This window comes from Hymenobacter defluvii (genome assembly GCF_017589435.1).
GTDB classification, from domain to species: domain Bacteria; phylum Bacteroidota; class Bacteroidia; order Cytophagales; family Hymenobacteraceae; genus Hymenobacter; species Hymenobacter profundi.
In genome coordinates this window covers 110,691-131,941 of sequence record NZ_JAGETX010000006.1, presented here as the reverse complement: position 1 = coordinate 131,941, position 21,251 = coordinate 110,691, and the positions used below count along the sequence as shown (strand labels likewise).

19 protein-coding genes are annotated in these 21,251 nt (G+C 54.7%); 9 read left to right on the top strand and 10 right to left on the bottom strand.

All coding sequences use genetic code 11. The features are described 5' to 3' along the window. Positions 1-128: 128 nt before the first annotated feature. A complete protein-coding gene (locus J4D97_RS12430; RefSeq protein ID WP_208307841.1) occupies positions 129-1,031 on the bottom strand; it encodes a metallophosphoesterase family protein in 903 nt (300 codons plus the stop codon). Between the two features lie 310 nt (positions 1,032-1,341). On the opposite strand from J4D97_RS12430, the gene J4D97_RS12425 reads away from it, so the two are divergent. Continuing rightward, positions 1,342-1,716, top strand: a complete 375-nt coding sequence (locus tag J4D97_RS12425; RefSeq protein WP_185282494.1) for a PH domain-containing protein — start codon at positions 1,342-1,344, stop codon at positions 1,714-1,716. A gap of 104 nt (positions 1,717-1,820) precedes the next feature. On the opposite strand, the gene J4D97_RS12420 is transcribed toward J4D97_RS12425, so the two are convergent. From J4D97_RS12420 to J4D97_RS12385, 8 genes are all read right to left on the bottom strand, one after another. Further along, positions 1,821-3,293: a glycoside hydrolase family 30 protein gene (locus J4D97_RS12420; RefSeq protein WP_243900282.1), complete on the bottom strand. Its 1,473-nt coding sequence runs from the start codon at positions 3,291-3,293 to the stop codon at positions 1,821-1,823. Positions 3,294-3,371: 78 nt separating this feature from the next. After that, positions 3,372-4,805 carry a glycoside hydrolase family 30 beta sandwich domain-containing protein gene (locus tag J4D97_RS12415; RefSeq protein ID WP_208307840.1) on the bottom strand — a complete coding sequence of 478 codons (1,434 nt, stop codon included), beginning with the start codon at positions 4,803-4,805 and terminating at the stop codon, positions 3,372-3,374. Between the two features lie 136 nt (positions 4,806-4,941). Beyond that, positions 4,942-6,456 carry a RagB/SusD family nutrient uptake outer membrane protein gene (locus tag J4D97_RS12410; RefSeq protein WP_208307839.1) on the bottom strand — a complete coding sequence of 505 codons (1,515 nt, stop codon included), beginning with the start codon at positions 6,454-6,456 and terminating at the stop codon, positions 4,942-4,944. A gap of 19 nt (positions 6,457-6,475) precedes the next feature. Further along, entirely contained in the window at positions 6,476-9,901 is a 3,426-nt protein-coding gene (locus tag J4D97_RS12405; protein WP_208307838.1) for a SusC/RagA family TonB-linked outer membrane protein, read from the bottom strand. After that, the gene (locus J4D97_RS12400) at positions 9,898-10,920 is read right to left on the bottom strand and encodes a FecR family protein (protein WP_208307837.1); all 1,023 of its coding nucleotides are present in this window, start codon (positions 10,918-10,920) and stop codon (positions 9,898-9,900) included. Before J4D97_RS12400 ends, J4D97_RS12405 begins: the two co-directional genes overlap by 4 nt. A 79-nt stretch (positions 10,921-10,999) precedes the next feature. Further along, the gene (locus J4D97_RS12395; RefSeq protein ID WP_185282489.1) at positions 11,000-11,596 is read right to left on the bottom strand and encodes an RNA polymerase sigma-70 factor; all 597 of its coding nucleotides are present in this window, start codon (positions 11,594-11,596) and stop codon (positions 11,000-11,002) included. A 315-nt stretch (positions 11,597-11,911) separates the two neighbouring features. Continuing rightward, positions 11,912-13,291, bottom strand: a complete 1,380-nt coding sequence (locus J4D97_RS12390) for an NAD(P)/FAD-dependent oxidoreductase (protein WP_208307836.1) — start codon at positions 13,289-13,291, stop codon at positions 11,912-11,914. A gap of 230 nt (positions 13,292-13,521) precedes the next feature. Then, positions 13,522-14,205 carry a carboxypeptidase-like regulatory domain-containing protein gene (locus J4D97_RS12385; RefSeq protein ID WP_208307835.1) on the bottom strand — a complete coding sequence of 228 codons (684 nt, stop codon included), beginning with the start codon at positions 14,203-14,205 and terminating at the stop codon, positions 13,522-13,524. A gap of 108 nt (positions 14,206-14,313) precedes the next feature. Here J4D97_RS12385 and J4D97_RS12380 point away from each other — a divergent pair, with 108 nt between their 5' ends. From J4D97_RS12380 to pruA, 5 genes are all read left to right on the top strand, one after another. After that, a complete protein-coding gene (locus J4D97_RS12380; protein WP_185282486.1) occupies positions 14,314-14,712 on the top strand; it encodes an ArsR/SmtB family transcription factor in 399 nt (132 codons plus the stop codon). Between the two features lie 121 nt (positions 14,713-14,833). Beyond that, positions 14,834-15,148 (top strand): (2Fe-2S) ferredoxin domain-containing protein, encoded by a 315-nt coding sequence (locus tag J4D97_RS12375; protein WP_208307834.1) that lies wholly within the window; start codon positions 14,834-14,836, stop codon positions 15,146-15,148. 53 nt (positions 15,149-15,201) lie between these two features. Then, positions 15,202-15,897 carry a YjjG family noncanonical pyrimidine nucleotidase gene (locus tag J4D97_RS12370; RefSeq protein WP_208307833.1) on the top strand — a complete coding sequence of 232 codons (696 nt, stop codon included), beginning with the start codon at positions 15,202-15,204 and terminating at the stop codon, positions 15,895-15,897. Positions 15,898-15,942: 45 nt separating this feature from the next. Continuing rightward, positions 15,943-16,242: a hypothetical protein gene (locus J4D97_RS12365; protein WP_208307832.1), complete on the top strand. Its 300-nt coding sequence runs from the start codon at positions 15,943-15,945 to the stop codon at positions 16,240-16,242. An 85-nt stretch (positions 16,243-16,327) separates the two neighbouring features. Next, positions 16,328-17,992: an L-glutamate gamma-semialdehyde dehydrogenase gene (pruA, locus tag J4D97_RS12360; RefSeq protein ID WP_208307831.1), complete on the top strand. Its 1,665-nt coding sequence runs from the start codon at positions 16,328-16,330 to the stop codon at positions 17,990-17,992. Between the two features lie 252 nt (positions 17,993-18,244). Here pruA and J4D97_RS12355 read toward each other — a convergent pair whose 3' ends face one another. Then, on the bottom strand, positions 18,245-19,312 hold the full coding sequence (locus tag J4D97_RS12355; RefSeq protein WP_208307830.1) for a chemotaxis protein CheB: 1,068 nt from the start codon (positions 19,310-19,312) through the stop codon (positions 18,245-18,247). Between the two features lie 254 nt (positions 19,313-19,566). Between J4D97_RS12355 and J4D97_RS12350 the strand changes: the two genes are divergently transcribed. From J4D97_RS12350 to J4D97_RS12340, 3 genes are all read left to right on the top strand, one after another. Next, positions 19,567-19,983, top strand: a complete 417-nt coding sequence (locus J4D97_RS12350) for an NADH-quinone oxidoreductase subunit A (protein ID WP_185282481.1) — start codon at positions 19,567-19,569, stop codon at positions 19,981-19,983. A gap of 53 nt (positions 19,984-20,036) precedes the next feature. Next, the gene (locus J4D97_RS12345) at positions 20,037-20,591 is read left to right on the top strand and encodes an NADH-quinone oxidoreductase subunit B (protein ID WP_216859179.1); all 555 of its coding nucleotides are present in this window, start codon (positions 20,037-20,039) and stop codon (positions 20,589-20,591) included. A gap of 90 nt (positions 20,592-20,681) precedes the next feature. Further along, positions 20,682-21,251 (top strand): NADH-quinone oxidoreductase subunit C, encoded by a 570-nt coding sequence (locus tag J4D97_RS12340; protein WP_185282480.1) that lies wholly within the window; start codon positions 20,682-20,684, stop codon positions 21,249-21,251.

Below are 21,251 nucleotides of genomic sequence, written 5' to 3'. Positions count from 1 at the left end.
GGCCGCCAGAAAGGTGTAGAGACGCATACTTGCGTCTCGTCGTTGAACAATTTCGTGCACACGGCGCGGACGATGAGACGCAAATACGCGTCTCACCCTGTCCAACATCTAACCTTGCTGCTACGGAATTAGTAGTTCACGTAGCTCTCGGTGAAGCGACCATCGGCGTACAGGTCCAGTACTCCGTAGCCGGGCGCGGTTTCCCGCAGGTTACCTTTCCACCACGCCCCGCTTACCGCGCCGTTGCAGAGGTAGGTAACGTTGTTGTACACCACTTTGTCGCGCAGGTGCAGGTGCCCGCTCAAGCAGAGCTTCACGTTGGGATGCTTGTAGAACAGGTTGATAATCTTGGCTGTATCCGTGTGCATATCGCCGCCGAGCATCTCCCAGCGGTTCACAACATCATCCTGAATCATCAGCACCGCCGTCAGGATGGGAATGTGCGACATCACCAGCACGGGCGTGGTGGCGGGGGTAGTGCGCAGCTCATTTTCGAGCCACGCAAACTGCTCGTCGCCCAGCTTGCCAATGTACCAGGTAGCGTCTACGTCCAGGTGCACGCTGTCCAGCACAATAAACTTCCAGCCGCTGCGGCTGAAGCTGTAGTAGGGCTTTGCCAGCTCCAGCTGCTGCATTGCATACTGCTTGCCGTAGGTCGCCTGTCCTTTGGTGTTCTCGTGCCACCAGATGTCGTGGTTTCCCAGACAGTAGACCATAGGCAGGCTGCATTCGGCCTTGAGAACGGATTTCATCAGCTTCCACTGGTCGTCAATTGCACCCAGGTTTTCCTTGTTCATATCAAACACCACGTCTCCGCCATTCATGATAAGCTGTACCTTGGGCGTTTGCTGCTGCACATGGTGCAGGCACCGCGTAAACTTGGCCGGTGCCCCCAGATCATTTTTCAGGTGAATATCGGTGAGGTGTGCGATGCGCAGAACCGGCTGCTCTGCTGGTGCTGCCGCGCCCACGTGTACCGCTGGGGCCGCTAGTAGGCCGCCCAGGTTTTTTAGTGCTGCTCTTCGTCTCACGGTAGGAAGATGAACTATTGACTTGTTTCCGTTAGCAAGGTACAGGGTACTACAACGCGGCATCCATACGACAAACTGCCTCATCGAACCACCCTTGTCGTAAAGATTAGCTTCTCGCTCGAATAGATTGCCCGGTGTCTCCCCTATGAAGGCGAGCAGCCAGGGCCGCATGCTGTCTACCCTCTGGCTACTGCGGCTTTTACTAACCTTGCAGCAGCTTCACTACTAGCACGTTATAAAATCAGACAACCAGCAACACAGCAGATTACGTTCTTACTGGCAAGCACTTCCTTAACAAAATCACAACCTCATGGGACTACTCGACGGCCTACTTGGCAACGCATCCGAAAAAGACGCGCAGGAACTACAGCAGCAACTCAACCGCATCCTGGCTTCCGGCGAGCGAATTGAGCACGCCTACGCCATCATCCGCGACCAGCTTATCTTCACCAACAAGCGGCTGATACTGGTAGACAAGCAAGGCATGACGGGCAAGAAACAGGAGTTCCTAAGCGTGCCCTATCGCAGCATCGAGCGGTTTTCGATGGAAACTGTGGGCCATTTCGACCTTGAATCGGAGCTACACATTTGGGTGCGCGGGCAGGCTGACCCCATCCGCAAAACCTTCCGCAACGACAAGAGCGTGTACGATATCTACCGCGCGCTGGCAGAGCACGCGTTGTAAGTTGCTTGTAGTAAAGCATTAAAATAAACAGAACGTCATTTTGACCAGTGGTCGAAATGACGTTCTGTTTAGTAGTCCTATTTACCTATTCTGCTGCCTATCTCTTACCACACATACGTACCCACAGAGCCTCCATCCAGAGTCACTTGTAAGTCGTTGCCGCGGTATTTCACGACAAAGGTTTGGGGGTTGCTGCTGGTATTCAGCACAATCAACACTTTTTGACCACTCGGGTTTTTGAAGCCCACATTGGGTAGGTTGCTGGGCACGCTGGTGTTGATGCGCACCGAGCCGGGCCGCACAAACTTAGCCGCCTGCGCAATGATGTAGTAGGCGGTATTGCGCGTCACAGCGTTTCCGCTAATGGTGACGGCCGGCAGGCAGGTGGTACAGCCACCGGGCGTATGCGGGCCGTTGCTGGGGTCGGCGGCCAGGTTCCACTCCAACACATTGCGCGACCAGTTCCGCGTGGCCCCGATAATCAGATTGTTGGTGTGCCAGCTCAGGTCACCAGCAAAGTTGCCGGAGGCATCTACAAACTGTTCGGTGAAGTAGACGTTCTTATCGGGGTAGGCATTGTGCACCGCCGACAGCGCATCGATACTGCCCGCGTAGAGGTGAAACGCCGAGCCATCGACGTACTGCCGGGCCTGGGCATCGGCCAGCACGGTCAGGGGGTAGTCGGTGCGGTCGGTGTTGTGGTCGTAGAGGATGATTTTGGTGGTCAGCCCCGCCGATTTCAGCGCTGGCCCGATGCTTTGCTTGATGAACGTAGTCTGCTCTGCGGCCGTCATCATCATACTGGGGTTGTTATCAGGGTTCAGGGGTTCGTTTTGCAGCGTAATCGCGTCAATGGTCACGCCCTCGGCCTTCATGCCCTGGATATACTTCACGAAGTACTGCGCGTAGGCGTCGTAGAACTCCGGTTTCAGGGAGCCGCCTTTGCTGTTGCCGTTGGTCTTCATCCAGGTAGGCGGCGACCAAGGAGAGCCCAGGATTTTGATGCTGGGGTTGATAGCCAGAATCTCTTTCAGCACCGGCAGCAGGTGCTGGCGGTCGGGGTCGAGGCTGAACTTGGTGAGCTGTGGATCGGTCTGGCCGGCCGGCAGGTCATCGTAGCTGAACACCTGCGCATCCAAGTCCGACGCGCCGATACTTACGCGCAAGTAGCTGGTGCCAATGCTGTTGGCATCGGTGGCAAACAGCTCTTTCAGTAGCGCTGCCCGCTCGGTGGCGCCCATCTGGTGCAACACATAGGCACTGCCGCCTGTCATCGTAAACCCGAAGCCATCGATGCTCTGGTAGGTTTGCGTGGTGTCTACTGTGATGGTTGGCAAGGTACTGCTGGCGGCCGGCGTGGCGAAGTTCAGCGTCAGGGGCTGCTTTTGAAACAAGACGGTTTTGTTGGCCGTGGTGAGCCACAGCGCCACCTGCGACGGGCCAGTAGGCGTGGGCTGGGTAGGCGTTGGGGGCGTGGGCTGGGCATCGTCGCCCCCGTTATCGGAGCAGCCGCTCAGCCCTACCCCAACTACTAGTAGCATTGCCCAGAAGGCGTTATTCAGTGGTGAGCACTTCATAGAGAGTTATACTAGAAATGAAAATAGGGGAAGCTTGCACCTCCCCTACCCTCTGGTTTATGGAAACCGCCGACTGACCTACCACACGTAGGTGCCAGCCGCGCCGGCCGCCAACGTTGCGCTTACCGCTTGGTCGTGGTAGCGGATGCCGAATGTTTGCGGCGTTTTCTGGTCGTTCTGCACCAGTAACACGGTTTGCCCAGTAGGCGTGCGGAACGCTACGTTCGGCAGCGTGCCTTCGGCCGTGGAGGCAATGCGCACCGAGCCCGGCCGCACAAATTTGCTGCCGTGCGCAATGGTATAGTAGGCCACGTTCCGTTGCACCTGGTTGCCATTTAGCGTGATGGCGCCCAGGCACTCGGTGCAGCCACCGGGCGTGTGGGGGTTCTGCTCGGGGTCGGCGGCTAGGTTCCACTCCAGCACCGTTTTGGCCCAGTTGCGGGTAGCGCCAATCATCAACGTTTTCACGTGCCAGCCCAGGTTGTCCTCAAATTTGGACTTCGACCCTACCCACTGCTCGGTGAAGTAGATGTTCTTCTCAGGGTAGGCGTCGTGCACTTTCGACAGCGCCTCAATGGGGCCAGCATAGAGGTGAAACGCCGAGCCATCGACGTACTTGCGGGCTTCGGGGTCGTTGAGGATGGTAAGGGGGTAGTCGGGCCGGTCAGCGTTGTGGTCGTAGGTAATGATTTTCGTATCGATTTTCGCGGCTTCGAAAGCTGGTCCCAGGCTTTTCTTAATGAACTCGGCCTGCTGCTCAGCCAGCATCAGCAAGCTAGGGTTGTTGCCGGGGTGCAGGGGTTCGTTCTGCACCGTAATAGCATCCATGCGGATTCCTTCGGCTTTCATGCCCTGCACGTATTTCACGAAGTACTGCGCGTAGGCGTCGTAGTATTCTGGTTTCAGAGAGCCGCCCTTGCTGTTGCCGTTAGTCTTCATCCAGGTAGGCGGCGACCAAGGCGAGCCGAGAATCTTGATTTTCGGATTAATTGCCAGAATCTCTTTCAGCACCGGAATCAGATCCTTGCGGTCGGGCGCCAGGCTGAACTTGGTGAGCTGTGGATCGGTCTGGCCCTCGGGCACGTCGTCGTAGCTGAACACTACTGGGTCGAGGTCCGAGGCGCCGATGCTCACGCGCAGGTAGCTTACGCCAATGCTGCCGTCGGCCTTTGGGTCGAACAGCTCCTTCAACAGTGCGGTTCGCTCGGCCTGGCCCATTTGATGCAGCAGGGTAGCGCTACCGCCCGTGAGGCAGTACCCAAAGCCGTCGATGGTCTGGAACTTCTGGTTATCGTCTACTTCAATGGTGGCGGGGGTAGCACTAGCAGCCGTGAATTTCAACGTATTCGGCTGACGCTGAAACAGCATGGTTTGGTCGGGTGTGGTGACCCATTGCGTAACGCCTGCACTTTTGCCGGTGCCAGCCATCGGCTGTTGGCAGCTGGTGGCGCCCGTCAACAACGCTCCGCATAGCGCTAGCGGTAGCCATGCCTTTCGAAAATTGGTTTGCATACAATAGGTAGGAAAGTGGGAAACAGAACAAAAAAGAGCCGGCCCGCGCCCCTAACATTGCGGAACCGGCTCCCCTATCACGCCGCTGAGAAGGTGTATGCCCAGCGGACGTGAAAGCCTTGGCTATAGCAGAAAATTAATATCCAGGATTCTGCTGTAGCTGTGCGTTGTTGTTAATCTCGGCCTGAGGCAAAGGGAACAGCAAATAATTGGCATCAGGACGGTTGAGGCGTTGCTGGATAATATCCAGTGCTGTCACAGCGTGAGCCCCAGCTTCTGCCTGGTTGTGGCGGGCATAACGCAGCAGGTCGTACCACCGCTCCCCCTCGAAAGCAAGTTCCAGACGACGCTGCCGGTCAATTTCATCCCGCATAGCCTTTTTGCTGGCGTACTGCGGCGAAGCAGGCGTGAGGGCCGCCAGGCCCGCACGAGTACGCACAAGATTTAGCTTATCCAAGATATCGGCCGAGGGTCCTGCCTGTTCGTTGGCGGCTTCCGCGTACATCAGCAATACATCAGCGTAGCGCAAGATATACGTGTTGTCGGGGCTGTTGAAGGCGTTTGGTGCACCGGGCCACTTGTACACAAAAGGGCCCAAGTCATTAGAGCTTGCACCTCGACTTCTACTAGAACTCAATACAAAGCTCGCATAATCACGCCGTACGTATAAAACTGTATCAACCCTCACAGTAGTAGTACTCACTCGACTCCAACGACGGTCATTTACCGTGTCAACCACGGACGTTAGATCCGTTGGTTTCTCATTCTCTTTTGACAAGAACAGTGTTGGAATGTTGAATTTAGGGAAGGAGTAAGTAGCTGGCGGAGATGGTAGCAATAGATCGGGCAAGATGTTATTACCATCCGCATTGCCTTGGTTCTGGACTTCCAGAATTGTTTCGGACACTTTGTTCTCTGCCGGGAACAATCCTTTAAAATTTGTCACAAGAGAGTACCGACCGGTGCTGATAACCTTGTTGGCAGCCGTTACAGCTGCTCTCCATTGCCGTTGCGTTAGGTATACCTTGGCCAATAGCGAGTTCACGGCCCCGTTTGTCACCCGATTTGTGTTACTGGCTGGTACAGCCGCATCAGCGGCTGTCAGGTCGGCCACAATTTGGGTATACACTGCCTCAACCGTTGCCCGAGGTAGGGCTATAACCGATTGCTCACCGCTTTCGGTTGGCTCTAAGCGTAGCGGCACACCGCCGTACAGCTTCACCAGATTGTAGTAGTGCAAAGCCCGCAGGAAATACGCCTCCCCTAGAATCTGTTTTCGGCGCGCCTCATCCATCGTAATGGTAGGCACATACCGGATAACTGCATTAGCCCGGTTGATACCCAGGTAGGAGTCGCGCCAGATGTTGTACACTTGGCTGGTAGTAGGCGTCCAGGAAATGCGGTCCAGCGATGCTACGTCGCCGTTGTTGCTGGTACAGTTGTCGGAGGGCATCTCGCCCACTGCAATCAAATCCTGACTGTATAGGCCAGTGCCTTGCAGCGCATCGTAGGCAGCCGTTAGGCCAGCTTCGGCGTCGTCGGCGCTCCGGAAAAAGTTTTCCGGCGAAATAGATGGCAGTGGTGGCTTATCCAGAATATCGCAGCTACCAAGCAGCACTAGGGCAAAAACGGGGATGAATATCTTTTTCATGGGTAGAATGAAACTCAGATTAGAAATTGGCATTCAAGCCTACCGTGTAGGTACGTGCCTGCGGATACACGCCAAAGTCGCGCCCAAGGCCAGTCGATGAGAAGGGGTCGGCACTTACCTCCGGGTCATAGCCCGAGTAGTCAGTCCAGGTTAGCAGGTTCTGGCCGCTCACATACACACGCAGGCTGCTGATACGGGCCTTGTTGATAATTCTTGTGGGTAGGGTATAGCCCAGCGTCAGGTTTTTGAGGCGCACGTAGCTACCATCTTCAATCCAACGGTTGGAGAAGCGGCCGTTGTTATTCGGGTCGTTATAGACTGCCCACGGAATAGACGTATTCGTATTCGTTGGCGTCCAGCGGTCCAGCACCGTTGTCAACTGGTTCACTGGGCCCGTCAGAGACTCCAACGCCTGCCGGTTGGCATTGTAGATATCATTGCCGAAACTACCTTGGAAGAACACGCTCAGGTCAAGTCCTTTGAAGCTGAAGGTGTTGGTAACCCCTGCAATGGCTTTCGGGTTAGGATTACCGATGATAGTGCGGTCGTCGTTATTGATTACCCCATCCCCGTTTACATCTACAAAGCGAATATCACCCGGCTGTGGATTGTTTGGTTGGGTAGGAGCACTGCTAATCTCATCTTGCGTTTGGAAGATGCCTTGCGTCTTAAAGCCGTAGAAAGAACCCAACGGCTTGCCTTTTTGCGAGATGCTATAATCGTAGATAATGGTTCGATCTACTAAATCACCTTCGTCGTTTGCCAACGTACCTAGGTCTAGTATTTTATTGCGGTTTAGCGACACGTTTAGGTTCGTTGACCACGTGAAGCCGCCATTCTGCCCTTGCACATTGGCCGTGTTCAGCGCAAACTCAAGCCCTTTATTCTCAACCGAGCCTACGTTTTGAATGATGTCTAGTACCTGAGCACCGGTGCTTGGAGCAAGCGGCACGCTCAGCAATAGGTCTTTCGAGCGTTTCAAGTAGGCATCTGCTGTCAGCGTGAGGCGGTCGTTGAACATGCCGAAATCCAAGCCTAGGTCATATTGATTAGAGGTTTCCCACTTCAACGAACGGTTACCAATCCGATCGGGCCGGATACCTCCTTGCACCGTACCACTATTTCCTGTGTAGTTAGCGCCTACCACATAGGAGCTGAAACGCTGGTAGGTGTAAGACAAGTCTTGGTTGCCATTGCTACCAAAGCTACCCCGCAGCTTCAAATCTGATACTTTACTGTTCTGTGGGAAGAAGTTTTCCTTGGAAATACGCCAGCCCAGGGCCACAGCCGGGAAATAGCCGTAGTGCTCGTCGAAACGGCTGGTACCATCCTGGCGCAAGCTCAGGGTAGCCAGGTAGCGGTCTTCGTAGCTATAAATAGCACGCGCGAAGAGACTGGTTAGGCCCCATTCTTCTTCGTAGCTGCTCGTGCCTAGGCGCTCCGTACCGGCCGATAGATAGGGCACGGCATTGGAAGCATACCCCCGCACAGAGGCATTAGAAGCGAAGCGATTCGACGCTTGCACCGACTGCCCTACCAACAATTGCAGACTGTGTTTGTCGCCAATGTTGGGGTTATAGGTAACCGTGTTTTCCCACAGCCAGATATTTTGCAGCGTTGTGCCCGTACGGCCGCTACCGCGGGTAGAAGCATCAGCGCGCGAAGTACCAGGATAATTGCGGGTGATAAATTCGTTCTCCAGCTGGGTACGGAAGTCGATGCCAATGGAGGAACGGAATTGTAAGTTTTTCAGGATGTTGTATTCCCCAAACAGGTTTCCAATCACCTGATAGCTCAGCGACCGGTTGCTAGTTTCCAGCAGGTTTCCTACCGGGTTATCCGACAAGGAGAAAGGGTTCACCCCGTATACACCGTTGGCATCTCGCACAGGAACAGTTGGAATTTGCGCCAACGCCCCCAGCACAGTACCTGAGCTCCCTAATCCCTGTTCGCTGCGTACGCTACCGTTAGTGTTCGTCCGGCTCAGGTTTAAATTGGTTCCTACCCGAAACTTCTCACCCGCTTTTTGGTCAAAGTTCAGTTTGAAGTTGAAGCGGTCGAAGCCCGAATTCAGAATGATACCATCCTGTTTGAAGTAGCCGCCCCCTACATAATAGTGCGTTTTGTCGGTACCACCGCTCACATTTAACTGATAGTTTTGAATAGCAGCGGTACGGTATACTTCATCCTGCCAATCCGTATCGTAGGGTGGCAGATTGTTTAAGTCTGGATAGCCAATGGCCGCGCCGGCGTTGGCCTGCGACTCGTTGTAGTACTCTGCAAACTGCCGGGAATTCAGTACATCCAGCTTTTTGCGCAGGCTTTGCACCCCATAATACGCATTGAAGCCTACTTGCGGCTTGCCGGAGCGGCCGCGCTTCGTGGTGATAACTACTACACCGTTGGAAGCGCGCACCCCGTAAATAGCGGCAGCAGCACCGTCCTTCAGTACGTCAATCGACTCGATATCTGCTGGGTTGATAGCATTTAGCGGATTAGGCTTCTGATTACCCACGCTCAACTCCCGATCGTAGGTAGGCAGCACAGGCACACCATCAATTACATACAGCGGCGAATTGCTGCTATTAAGCGAGCTGTTGCCGCGAATCCGCACGTTGATACCTGCGCCCGGAGCACCGGTTGGTGCTGTTACCTGCACGCCGGGTGCCTGGCCTTGCAGTGCCTGATCGAAGCCAGCTACTTTCTGCCGCTCAATCTGCTGGGCACCTACTGAGGAAACCGCAGTCGTCAACTCTTGGCGTGCTAAGGTACCGTAGCCTACTACCACTACCTCGCCCAGTGCCTTGCTATCCTCTACCAATGTCACGTTGAGAGCGGTAGTAACACCCGCCACAGGCACCTCTTGGCGCACATAGCCCACATAGCTAAACACCAGTGTGCTACCTTCTGGCACTGTTAGAGAAAACCTACCCTCAACATCGGTCGAAGCGCCGTTGGCTGTGCCCTTCACGACTACCGTTACACCGGGTAGTCCCTCGCCATTGGCCTGCGTTACGCGTCCGGAAACCGTTACATCTGCTACGGAAACGTTTGCAGAATTTGCAGAAGAAACCGTGCCCGAATTTTCTACAACCAAGTAATAATCGGCCCGCAACTTCTTGAACGTCAAGGCAGCCTGCGGCAATACCTCGGCCATCTTAGCATCCAGCGTGGCGCCGTCGGCACGGGCAGGCACGCGTTTATTACGTACTAACTCGCTCTCGTAAAAGATGGTAACGTTGTATTCCTTTTCCCACCGACCAAGCAGGTCTTTCAGCGCTACCGTTTCGGCGCGGGAAGCGGTGCGCTGATTGGAGTAGTTGGTGGCCAGCAGCTGGGTGGGGGCAGCCAGCACATCCGGGGTAGGGACCAGCAACGCGCACACTGCCGTCGCGGAGGCCGTACGGACGACTCGGCCGCACAGTCGGGTAGTAAATGGGGTCATAAGCTAGGTTTGGGGGAATTATGATCCGAGAAAATGAGGCGATTCTGCTGGCGCTGAATCGTCAGGTGAAATGTCTCTTCTAAGGCCTGCAACAGCACATCCAGCTCGCCAATGGGCACAGTGCCGGTAATGCGGCGGTCCTTTAACTCGGGTGTTGCCAGGACTACTTCCACGCCGTAAGTGTCGTGCAGACGGGTGGCCAACTCAGCAATGGTAGTTTCATCGAATACTAGCTTGCCATCTTTCCAAGAAGTATAGGGCGCAGCAGCCACCGTCGTTTTGCGCACAGCAGCCTCGGGCTGCCGGCTGTTCATCTCCACTAGTTCACCGGGTTGCATTACCAAATCGGGGCGGTGGTCGGCGGCCTTAAACTTGAGTTGCACCTTGCCTGATACCAGCATCACGCGAGCCTGCTCCTGGCGTCGGTACACGGCAAACTTGGTCCCCAGCACTTCCACCTGCATACCATCTGGGGTGTGCACAATGAAGTGTTCATCACTAGGTAGGTGGCGTACCGAAAAGTACGCTTCGCCATCTAGCCACACCTCCCGCGGCTGGCCAGTGGCCCAGGCTTGGGGGTAGCGCAAGGTGGAATGGCCGTTCAACGTCACCTCCGTACCATCGGATAAATGCAGGGTACGTTTCTGGCCGTAGTCGGTGGTTTCGGTGTGGGCAACGGCTGCTACCGGTGCAGTGGGCGGCGTACCATACTGCCACCATAAACCGCCTACGGCCAGCCCGCCAATTACAGCGGCGGCGGCCCAGGGCTGCCAACGCCAGGCAGCGGTACGCCCCATTTGCTGGTGCAGTGAGGTCAGCAGCGCCTCATAGTTGGGTTCATCAGGTAGGGCAGCAGCGGTTGGCGTTTCCAGCGTGTGCCAGTGCGTACGCATCCACTGCTCTGCTATAAGCTGATTGGTGGGCTCGGTTAGCCAAGCTCGTACCACCGCCGCTTCAGTTGGCGTGGCCTGATCGTGTACATAGCGGTTGAAGAGTTCCTGCGTAACAAGTGGCAGCATAGGTTAGCAGAGTAAAGCGGCTGGATATAGGTACTACACCCCAGCGGCTCAACACCCTGACTGCGCCCGCAGAAAAAAATCAAAAAGAGTTGATCGAAATCAATAACGGCAAAACTATCAATACGTTACCATGCAATTTAAAATAGAGTCGCAGAAATTTAAGGGCTTGCGCCATCTGCGTTTCCACTGTTTTCACCGATATGTTCAGCTCACGCGCAATTTCGGGATACGATAGACCTTGTTGCCGGCTAAGGGTAAAAATGCGACGGCGTTTGGGCGGTAGCTTGGCTAGCGCAGCCAGATACACCGTTTCCAACTCGGCATACTCTACATCTTTTTCCATGTTGCCTTCTGTGGGCGGCACATGGCGCAAAAAATCCTGGTAGGCAACCTGATGCTGCACGTGGCGCAACTGGTTTAAAATCAGATGATGCGCTGTGGTAAAAAGATAGCCTTTCAATGGTACGTCGTCGCGCAATTCATGACGCTTTTCCCATATTTTCAAAAAGCACTCCTGCACAATTTCCTCTGCTGCTGCTCTAGTTTTCAGGTAACTATAGGCAAACCGGTACACGCGCGGACTGTAGTGTCGAAACAGCGCGTCGAATGCTCGGCCGTCGTCGTGGCGTAAACGGCTCAGCCAAGCAATATCCGGAAAATCCAGTACAGCTTTCAAAGAAGACAATAAAGAGAAGCGAAGGCTAAATGTACTTAAAAGTAGTTTCTTACTGGTTTAAGTAAGAAAGCTAAGAGTTGTTTTCGTTTTCCTGCCTCGCAGTGGAGTTTCTTACCGGATAGAATCTTATGCCCACAAAATCTGCAAGATGCAGCCATGCAGATACTGCATATCAATCGTACTGTTGCCATACACCACGCACTACCCGTATTGCCGGTATAGGTACCGCGTTTGACGGAAGCATTTGCACATAGCCGGTACAACCAGCTTGCTGCTGCACTATAGCTAACTTCAGTTCTTGACTTCCGTATTACTTTACCCTTGTACTGGCTCCTGCAAAGCCGGCGGGGTAGGATTATACTGCGGCGTGGCGTTCAAGTGCTCGGCTGCCGACTGCCCGCTGTGCTTTTTATAATCGCGCCGTTTGTAAGGCCGAATAATCAGGCGTAGCGCCTTATCGGAGCTGAAATAGCTGATGGCCCAGCTGATGAGCGTTACGACCTTGTTACGGAAGCCGATGAGCGTCATCAAGTGCACAAACAGCCACGTCAGCCACCCGAAGAATCCCCCGAAATGAATGTCCTTGGGCAAATCGACTACTGCCCGGTTGCGGCCTACAATGGCCATCGTGCCCTTGTTGGTGTAGTCGAAGGGCTTGAGTGGCTCCTTTTTCAGAATTCGTCCCAGGTTGGCGGCTAGCTGCTCGGCTTGCTGAATGGCCACAGGTGCCAGCATGGGGTAGCCCTTGGGCATGGCGTCGGTCACCATGTTGGCCACGTCGCCGATGGCGTAAATATTCGTGGTGCCCGTCACCAGGTTATGATGGTCCACGTTGATGCGCTTGTTGCGGGTGATCTGCTGCTCCGAGAAGCCGGGTAGGGCTGCTCCATTCACACCGGCGGCCCAAATCAGGTTTTCGGTACGAATGAAATCCGTATCAGAAATGTAGGCTTTGCCATCCTCAAAGCGCTTGGCTGAGGTATTGAGCCGAATATGAACTCCCATCTCGTCTAGGTACTTGTGCGCCGTTTGCTGTGCCTCCTTCGACATAGGCCCCAGCACGGCCCCGCCGGCCTCAATGAGGTAGATTTCCATCTGCTTCAGGTCCAGCTCGGGGTAGTCCTGGGGTAGCACATCTTTGCGCATCTCGGCCAGCGAACCGGCGATTTCTACGCCCGTGGGGCCGCCACCCACAATCACCACATTCAGCAGGGCCTGCCGCTTGGCGGGGTTGGCTTCCAGCACCGCCCGCTCGAAATTTTGAAATAGAAAGCTGCGCAGATTCAGGGCATTCGGCACGCTCTTAATTTGCATCCCGTTCTTCTCAATGGTTTTAAGCCCAAAGAAGTTGGTGACCGAGCCAGTAGCCAATACCAGGTAGTCGTAGCTAATTTCCCCGATGTCAGTTACGATGGTATTGCGGTCTGGCTCCACGCGCTGCACATCGGCCAGGCGGTAGAAGAAGTTCTCCTGGCCTGCAAAAATCTTGCGGATGGGGTAGGCAATACTGTCGGCCTCTAGGGCGCCGGTAGCCACTTGGTAGAGCAGCGGCTGAAAATTATGGTAGTTGTTGCGGTCCACTACTACTACCTGTAAGGGCTGGTCGGCTAGCTCTTTGGCCAAGCGCAGCCCCCCAAAACCACATCCCACAATCACAACGCGCGGGAGCGGGGAGGTAGGCAAATTCGTATCCATGCGGTAAAATATAAGGGCGCGTGGCACGCGCCCATCGTTGCGAAATTCGGTTGTGCCGGCCGGGGCAGCCAGGCATCAACTCGCTGGTACGCAACTTTAAAAATTTGGACGATGCTTCGCTTAAAAAACAGTGTATCTAGACCAAACCATCCAACACGCTATAAGCCAGAACGCCGTTCCTCTCAGCGGAAGGAACGGCGTTCTGGCTTATGCTAACAGCATTTGATTATCTAATAATCGTCGCCGGCCTTTTTCTTGAACTCCCCGGCTTTTATCTGATTGATGAGTTGCAACCAGCTGAAGGGGTTTAGCAGGGGATTGTTGGTGTAGGGGGTAGCGCCTTGGCCCATGCGCCGCTGCTGGTCGTATTGCTGCATCTGCATGGTTTGGCGGTAGTTGGCCATGCTAGAGGTGGGTAGGGCGATGAACAGTCGGCGCATCACCTCAGGACTAAGGTTGGCCGCGGCCGAAGAGCCCTTCTCATCGGGTAGGCGTAGGGCCAGAAAGGCTTCCTTAAATGCCTTTTCGGTAGCGTACGGGAAGATCCGCACCTCCGGCAGTATGGTAGCGTCTTCCCGCAACTGGATAATAATGGAATAGCTCTGCCGTGGGTAATCGGGTGGGACCACGACCCATTGATTGCTATAACCCAGCGCCCGAATTACGATGCTGTCGCCGGCCAACACGGGCAGCGAGAAGTAGCCGTACTCGTTGGTGAGGGTGCCACGCCCGGCTTTAGGCACAAATACGGCCGCTCCTGGCACGCCCAGAAGCGAGTCGCCGGTGGCGATGATGCCAGAGAACTGCACTACCGGCCGCTTGCCTTGGGCCTGCGCGGCAGAGCCTGCCAACAGCAAGAGCAACAACGTGATTACCCCGGCAAAAGCAGTACGGAAAGAGGAGGAAACAGACATAGAACAAATTACAGACTACAAGTATACGGCAGATTGAAAGGTAGGCGCCCGGATTGACGTAAATTTGTCGTACCGCTCCTTACCTCCTTCCTTCCAATCAAACAAAAGATGCGCCTAAAACACTTCACCGTTGCATTAGGGTTGCCCATTTTTAAAGCATTCGGCGACGAAAGCCGGCTGCGTATCCTTCATCTGCTGTGGCGCAACCAGGAAATGTGCATTTCTGACCTGGAACAAGTGCTGGACTTCACCCAAACCAAAACCTCCCGTCAATTATTGTATCTGAAGAACGCCGGCATGGTCAACTTCCGCCGTCTCGATAACTGGGTATTTTATTATATAAAAGACGAGGTAGGCGACGTAGTGCAGCAGCTACTGGGCTACCTAGAGCGCGATGCCCAGCTGCGCCACGATCAGGAAACCTACCAAACGCTATGGTCGAACCGAGAGTTGGCCGCGTACAAGCTGCAAAACCGCCGCTGGAAAGGTGAAGCCGAGGTGAAATAGTGAGATGATGCGTGATGAAATGGTGAGTTTTCGTTTTCGCCTCATTATCCGTTACGTCAACTTATCCGGCGTGCTGGTCGTTTGAATCTCACAACTTCACCACTCACAACTTCACCACCTCGTGTACGCCCATCATATTTTCGTTTGCACCAACCAGAAAAGCGGCGTTGGCGACGACGTAGCCAAGACGTTCAAAAAAGAACTGAAAAAGCAGGACCTCAAAAAACTGCTTAGCGCTGGTAAAAAACGCAAAAACCGCGTGCAAACCACCGGCTGCCTCGACGTGTGCAAGCACTGCAAAAAAGGCAACGGCGCGGCCGTGGTGTTCTACCCCGAGAACATCTGGTATGGCGACGTGCTCCCCAAAGACGTGGCCGACATTGTAGCCGAGCACTTAGGCGAGGGCCGGCCCGTGCAGCGCCTGCGGTTAGAGTAGTTCTCTCCCGTACACGCACTTTCTGCTATTCATTCTTAACTGTCTACCCCAACTTGAAAACGTATCGCCACCTGTTTTTCGACCTCGACCATACGCTTTGGGATTTCGAAACGAACTCCGAAGAAGTACTTCGGTTTCAGTACGACGACCACCGGCTGGCGCGCTACGGCTTCACGGTAGAGCAGTTCATGGCATATTACAGCGAAGTGAACCATGCGCTGTGGCGCCTCTACCAAGGCAATAAGATCACGCAGCAGCAGTTGCGCACCACCCGATTTGCGCGCACGCTCACCAAGCTGGGTGTGCCTGAGGACGAACTGCCGGCTGATATGTCGGACCAGTATACCTCCCTCCTACCCCACAAAACGGCGGTGTTTCCCTACACCTTCGAGGTGCTGGACTACCTCCAAGCCAAAGGCTACACGCTGCACTTGCTGACCAACGGCTTCCGGGAAATTCAACACGTGAAGCTGAGCGCTGCCCGCCTGACAGATTATTTTCGGGAGGTTATTACCTCCGAGTGCAGTGGCTGCCTGAAGCCCGACGGCCGCATGTACCAGCACGCCCTGGACCGCGCCGGCACCACCGCCACCGACAGCCTCATGATTGGCGACAACCTGGAATGCGACGTACTGGGCGCCGCCAACGCCGGCCTCGACCAAGTGTATTTCAACCCTGCAAAACGCCGACATTTCGCCCAAACGACGTACGAAATTGCGTGTTTAAGTGAGTTAAAGGAGATTTTGTAGATGATACCGAATGGGATTCGGCAGAAGGTATGGAATCGTATCGAAATGCTCGGGCAACCCATTGCAGCGGAAGTAACACCGTCGGCTTCTCATTTACGGCGCTGGGCATGTATCTATCCATATACTATTTCCATTTCAGGCTTTACACCACATCAGTATCAGTTGTTTGATGTTGAGTTACTCAGGGACGAATTACCTAACTACGAAGGAGATGAAGATCTAATTACCGTTCATAGCCATCGGTATTATTTGAACAGCATTTCTGAACTCGATGAATTACTAGCTCATCTAAAGATTGATCCTCAGTTATTTGATAGCCCCTGGACTGTAGATTATCCTTTCTAAAATCCTTCCCGATCTATTACTTTCTACCTTTGCCCTAGCCTATCTCGGCCACAAACCGAAAACTATTACCGAAAAACCACCCGCTATGGCCAACGCCTTTTTCAACGTTCCTACCCCCATTAACGAGCCTGTGAAGGGCTACGCGCCCAACTCTCCCGAGCGCATCGAGCTGCTGAAGATGCTGAAGGAGCTGAAGCAGCAGGAGCGCGATATTCCGATGCACATTGGCGGTCAGGAAGTTCGTACGGGCAAGACCCTACCCATCAACCCACCCCACGACCACCAGCATACGCTGGGTGTTTTCCACGAGGGCGACGCCTCGCATGTGCAGCAGGCCATTGACGCCGCCTTAGCTGCCCGCGAGCAGTGGGCTTCCCTACCCTGGGAGCAACGCGCTGCTATTTTCCTGAAAGCCGCCGATTTGCTGGCGGGTCCCTACCGGGCGCGCATCAACGCGGCTACTATGTTGGGCCAGAGCAAGAATGCGTTTCAAGCCGAAATCGACGCGGCCTGCGAGCTGATCGACTTTTTCCGCTTCAACGTGCACTACATGCAGGAGCTGTACCGGCAGCAGCCGGAGTCGGCGCCGGGTATGTGGAACCGTTTGGAGCACCGCGCTCTGGAGGGCTTCGTGTTTGCCCTCACGCCGTTTAACTTCACCTCCATTGCCGGCAACCTGCCTACCTCGGCGGCCATGATGGGCAACGTGGTGGTGTGGAAACCCGCCTACACGCAAATCTACTCGGCGCAGGTGCTGATGGAGCTGTTCAAGGAAGCCGGTGTGCCCGATGGCGTCATCAACCTGATTTACGTGGACGGCCCGGTGGCTGGCGACGTCATTTTCAACCACCGCGACTTTGCCGGCATTCACTTCACCGGCTCCACGGGCGTGTTCCAGACCATCTGGAAAACCATTGGCGAGAACATTCCCAAGTACCGCAGCTTCCCGCGCATTGTGGGCGAAACCGGCGGCAAGGACTTCATTGTGGCTCACCCTTCGGCGCACGCTAAGGCGGTAGCCGTGGCTATTTCGCGCGGGGCGTTTGAGTATCAGGGGCAGAAGTGCTCGGCCGCGTCACGGGTGTACCTACCCTCCAACCTGGCCGACGAAATCCTGGGCTACGTGAAGGAAGATCTGGCTTCGTTCAAGATGGGTGATGTGGAGGACTTCTCCAACTTCATCAACGCCGTTATCAGCGAGGTGTCGTTTGATAAGCTCGCCAAATACATCGACGGTGCCAAGGCCGATGCCGCCGCCGAGATTGTGGCCGGCGGTGGCTATGATAAGTCGAAAGGCTACTTCATCGAGCCTACCGTTATCGTAACCAAAGACCCGCAATACGTGACCATGCGCACGGAGCTATTTGGGCCGGTCGTGACGGTGTATGTGTACGACGCTGACCAATTTGAGCAGACCTTAGAAGTAGTAGACTCCACCTCGCCCTATGCCCTCACCGGCGCCATCTTCTCGCAAGACCGCTATGCCATCGACCTGGCCTCGAAGAAGCTGGTGAATGCGGCCGGCAACTTCTACATCAACGACAAGCCTACTGGTGCCGTGGTCGGCCAGCAGCCCTTCGGTGGTGCCCGCGCCAGCGGTACCAACGACAAGGCCGGCTCTATCCTGAACCTGTTGCGCTGGGTGTCGCCGCGCGCCATCAAGGAAACCTTCGTGCCCGTAACGGACTACCGCTACCCCTTCCTGGGCTCGGAGCCGCAGGAAGATCTGAACCGCGATAAAGGCCTGTAAGCCTCTGCTTCGCGATGGTTGTACCACCGGCTATACGTTAACAGAAATAAAAGCCCCGTTCGGATTTTCCGGCGGGGCTTTTGGTTTGTCAACATGCTTATTCAGGGGTTCCGTCATGGCAGAACAGATGTTCTACCCACAGGCGGTCGACTCAGCAGGTAGGAGAAGATCAACTGGTAAGGTTATCACTGATACTATCCAATCCCTCTTGCCAGTCGCTTGCAACATACGACAGGTTGTTATTTCACCCTGCTACGCGTCGTAGCCCTCTTTGAATTGTAGATCACCACTGAGTGATTCATGCTTGACAATGGCCTCGTGCATGTGCCGTGCCTGACTACTGGCTACTTCTGCTTTCTGAAAAAACAGGGTCGCTACTTGCTGCTGCCTTTCTTGGGTAAAGTGCTCTCCTAAGGCCTGCAACAGCATGTGTGCTTCTTCGAGCCCGCGCATGGCTTGATAGAGGAAGCCTTCTACAGTCTGCGTGACTTCGCCCAGCAAAGCGTTGGCCGTATAGGCGTGCCCCGTGTGGCAGCGGTAGCGAATAAGCTTGCCCTCAATAAGCTGCGTCAGTGCCCCGTGGCATTCGGGACAGGTGAAGGAGGTTAATTGTCCCTGCTCAATGATGCCTAAGGCGAAGGCATTATTAGCCTTCGCAATTTGAAATTCGATGCCGAGCAGCTCTCGCTCCTGCTTCAGCACACGTGGAGTGGCCGGAGCTGGCTCCAGGGTCAGCCGCACCAGCAGGGACCCAAGCTCGGCGAGTGGCACAATATGGTCGGCCTCTACGTAGCCCAGGGCATTGATAGGCATCGCCGGCGACTCAGCATCCTGCGGGTCCTGCACCACCGCCACGCCACCCAGGCGCTGTAGCGACCATAGCCCAGAGGTGCCATCATCCAGGTAGCCCGTAAGCACGACGCCAATCACGCGGGGACCGTAGCCATAGGCAGCGGAGCGAAACAGCGCGTCAATAGACGGACGGAAGCGGTTTTCTTTCGGCCCGCGCTTCACCAGCACACGGTCATTTTCCAGTAGCAAATGGTGGTCGGGCGGGGCCACGTAGATAGTACCAGCGGCAAAAGCCTCGCCGTCCTGGGCATGCTTAGCAGATAAGGCAGACACGCGGTCCAATAGCTGCGGCAGAATACTCTGCGAATCGGCCCCCACGTGTTGCACCACAAAGATAGGCGCCGGAAAGTCGGCTGGCAGGGTTTGCACCAGTGCTAGCAGGGCGGCTACGCCCCCAGAGGAAGCCCCAATCACAACAATATCACGGCGCTGGTGAGTATTGGCAGGAGTTGATTGGGGCTGTTTCATTGCGTAGGCAGGAAGGGAAGGAAACGAATAAAGTACCTATAAATAATAGGAGTCAGCAGACTGCTTAACAGCAGGTTATAGCACCCGTAAACTAGGTTCGTCTTCTAAGCTCTATTATAAAATGAGCTGTCAGCTAAAGCCGTCAAATATACCCTTTTCCTACCCTATCCTATTCATCTTTGTTCCAAACTATCCAAGCCCTACCTTTGCTTCCTACCGCCTTTTCGTTTAGGCCTCCATTTCAGTCAACGACTATGCTTCTCGCTGTAAATTCTATCAATTACCAGCCCGTCGACTATTTGCCGATGCTGGTTCAGTTTATTTTGGCCATTGCCTTTGTAGCCTTTGCCATGGTGGTATCGCACTTGGTAGGCCCCAAGCGCCATAGCAAAGTGAAAGACGCTTCCTGGGAATGTGGTATTGAGTCGGTAGGTAACGCCCGCACGCCTATTTCGGTGAAGTACTTTCTCACGGCTATTCTATTTGTGCTGTTCGACGTGGAAGTTATCTTCATGTACCCCTGGGCCGTGAACTTCCGCAAGCTGGGCACCTTCGGTTTTGTAGAGATGGTGGTGTACCTGGCGTTGGTAATGGCTGGTTTCGGCTACGTGATTCGCAAGGGCATCCTGAAATGGAGTGAAATCCCTACCGCTCAGCCAAACTATAAATAAGCCGTTGGTGTTGGCTTTTTGGGTGTACTTCCCTCACTAACTGACTTTCACGCATGGATACTAGAGTTCCCGAAATCAAAACCGTACCGGCTCCTGAAGGCATTGAAGGCGCTGGTTTTTTTGCCACCTCGCTGGAGAAGGTAGTGGGTATTGCCCGCGCCAACTCGTTGTGGCCCCTACCCTTTGCTACCTCCTGCTGCGGCATTGAGTTTATGGCAACCATGGGCGCGCACTACGACATCTCTCGCTTCGGCTCCGAGCGCCCCAGCTTCTCGCCGCGCCAGGCCGACTTGCTGATGGTGATGGGTACCATTGCCAAGAAAATGGCTCCTATTGTGAAACAGGTATACGAGCAGATGGCTGAGCCCCGCTGGGTGCTGGCCATGGGCGCCTGCGCCTCATCGGGTGGCATTTTCGACACCTACTCCGTACTGCAAGGCATTGACCGCATCATTCCAGTTGATGTGTACGTGCCAGGCTGTCCGCCTCGTCCTGAGCAAGTGCTCGACGGCTTGATGCGCGTGCAGGACCTAGCCAAGAATGAGTCTCTGCGCCGCCGTAACTCGCCCGAGTATCAGGCGCTGCTGGCATCCTATAATATTAAATAAGTGGTTAGCTGTTCGCTGTTGGCCATTCACTTCTTATCGGAAGTATGCCAACAGCGAACAGCCAATTGCCAATAGCTAACAGCTCACAAAATGGCTGACCCAATCGAAGAATCTGCTGCCGCCCAAGCCACTGCCGTTGCGCAGGAAGACCCGAATAAACTGACCAACGCCAAGATCCTCAGCAAGCTGCAGGAGTTGTTTGGCGAGGCCTCCTTCACAGATGTAGAGGAGCCATATGGTTTGCTGACGGCTACTACTACCCGCGAGCGGATTCACGATATCATTCAGACGCTGGCTAGTGAGCAGGAGCTAAAGATGCACTTTCTGACCACCATGTGCGGGATTCACTACCCTGAGAACGAGGGTCAGGAATTAGGTATGATCTACCACTTGCACAGCTTGGTGAACAACGTGCGGCTACGGCTGAAAATCTTCTTCCCCATTGCTGATCCGGTAGTGCCTACCCTCACCGATGTATACGCTACGGCCAACTGGATGGAGCGGGAAGCTTACGACTTCTACGGCATTATCTTTCAGGGTCACCCGAACCTTATTCGGATCCTGAATGTGGAGGATATGGACTACCACCCCATGCGGCGCGAATATCCCCTGGAAGACGGTACCCGTGAAGATAAAACCGACCTGTTTTTTGGTCGCTAA

Bases quoted from the DNA above. Each gene is read 5' to 3' on its own strand.
- J4D97_RS12425 (WP_185282494.1), top strand. From the start codon at position 1,342: ATGGGACTACTCGACGGCCTACTTGGCAACGCATCCGAAAAAGACGCG.
- J4D97_RS12420 (WP_243900282.1), bottom strand. From the start codon at position 3,293: ATGAAGTGCTCACCACTGAATAACGCCTTCTGGGCAATGCTACTAGTA.
- J4D97_RS12415 (WP_208307840.1), bottom strand. From the start codon at position 4,805: ATGCAAACCAATTTTCGAAAGGCATGGCTACCGCTAGCGCTATGCGGA.
- J4D97_RS12410 (WP_208307839.1), bottom strand. From the start codon at position 6,456: ATGAAAAAGATATTCATCCCCGTTTTTGCCCTAGTGCTGCTTGGTAGC.
- J4D97_RS12405 (WP_208307838.1), bottom strand. From the start codon at position 9,901: ATGACCCCATTTACTACCCGACTGTGCGGCCGAGTCGTCCGTACGGCC.
- J4D97_RS12400 (WP_208307837.1), bottom strand. From the start codon at position 10,920: ATGCTGCCACTTGTTACGCAGGAACTCTTCAACCGCTATGTACACGAT.
- J4D97_RS12390 (WP_208307836.1), bottom strand. From the start codon at position 13,291: ATGGATACGAATTTGCCTACCTCCCCGCTCCCGCGCGTTGTGATTGTG.
- J4D97_RS12385 (WP_208307835.1), bottom strand. From the start codon at position 14,205: ATGTCTGTTTCCTCCTCTTTCCGTACTGCTTTTGCCGGGGTAATCACG.
- J4D97_RS12380 (WP_185282486.1), top strand. From the start codon at position 14,314: ATGCGCCTAAAACACTTCACCGTTGCATTAGGGTTGCCCATTTTTAAA.
- J4D97_RS12365 (WP_208307832.1), top strand. From the start codon at position 15,943: ATGCTCGGGCAACCCATTGCAGCGGAAGTAACACCGTCGGCTTCTCAT.
- pruA (WP_208307831.1), top strand. From the start codon at position 16,328: ATGGCCAACGCCTTTTTCAACGTTCCTACCCCCATTAACGAGCCTGTG.
- J4D97_RS12355 (WP_208307830.1), bottom strand. From the start codon at position 19,312: ATGAAACAGCCCCAATCAACTCCTGCCAATACTCACCAGCGCCGTGAT.
- J4D97_RS12350 (WP_185282481.1), top strand. From the start codon at position 19,567: ATGCTTCTCGCTGTAAATTCTATCAATTACCAGCCCGTCGACTATTTG.
- J4D97_RS12345 (WP_216859179.1), top strand. From the start codon at position 20,037: ATGGATACTAGAGTTCCCGAAATCAAAACCGTACCGGCTCCTGAAGGC.
- J4D97_RS12340 (WP_185282480.1), top strand. From the start codon at position 20,682: ATGGCTGACCCAATCGAAGAATCTGCTGCCGCCCAAGCCACTGCCGTT.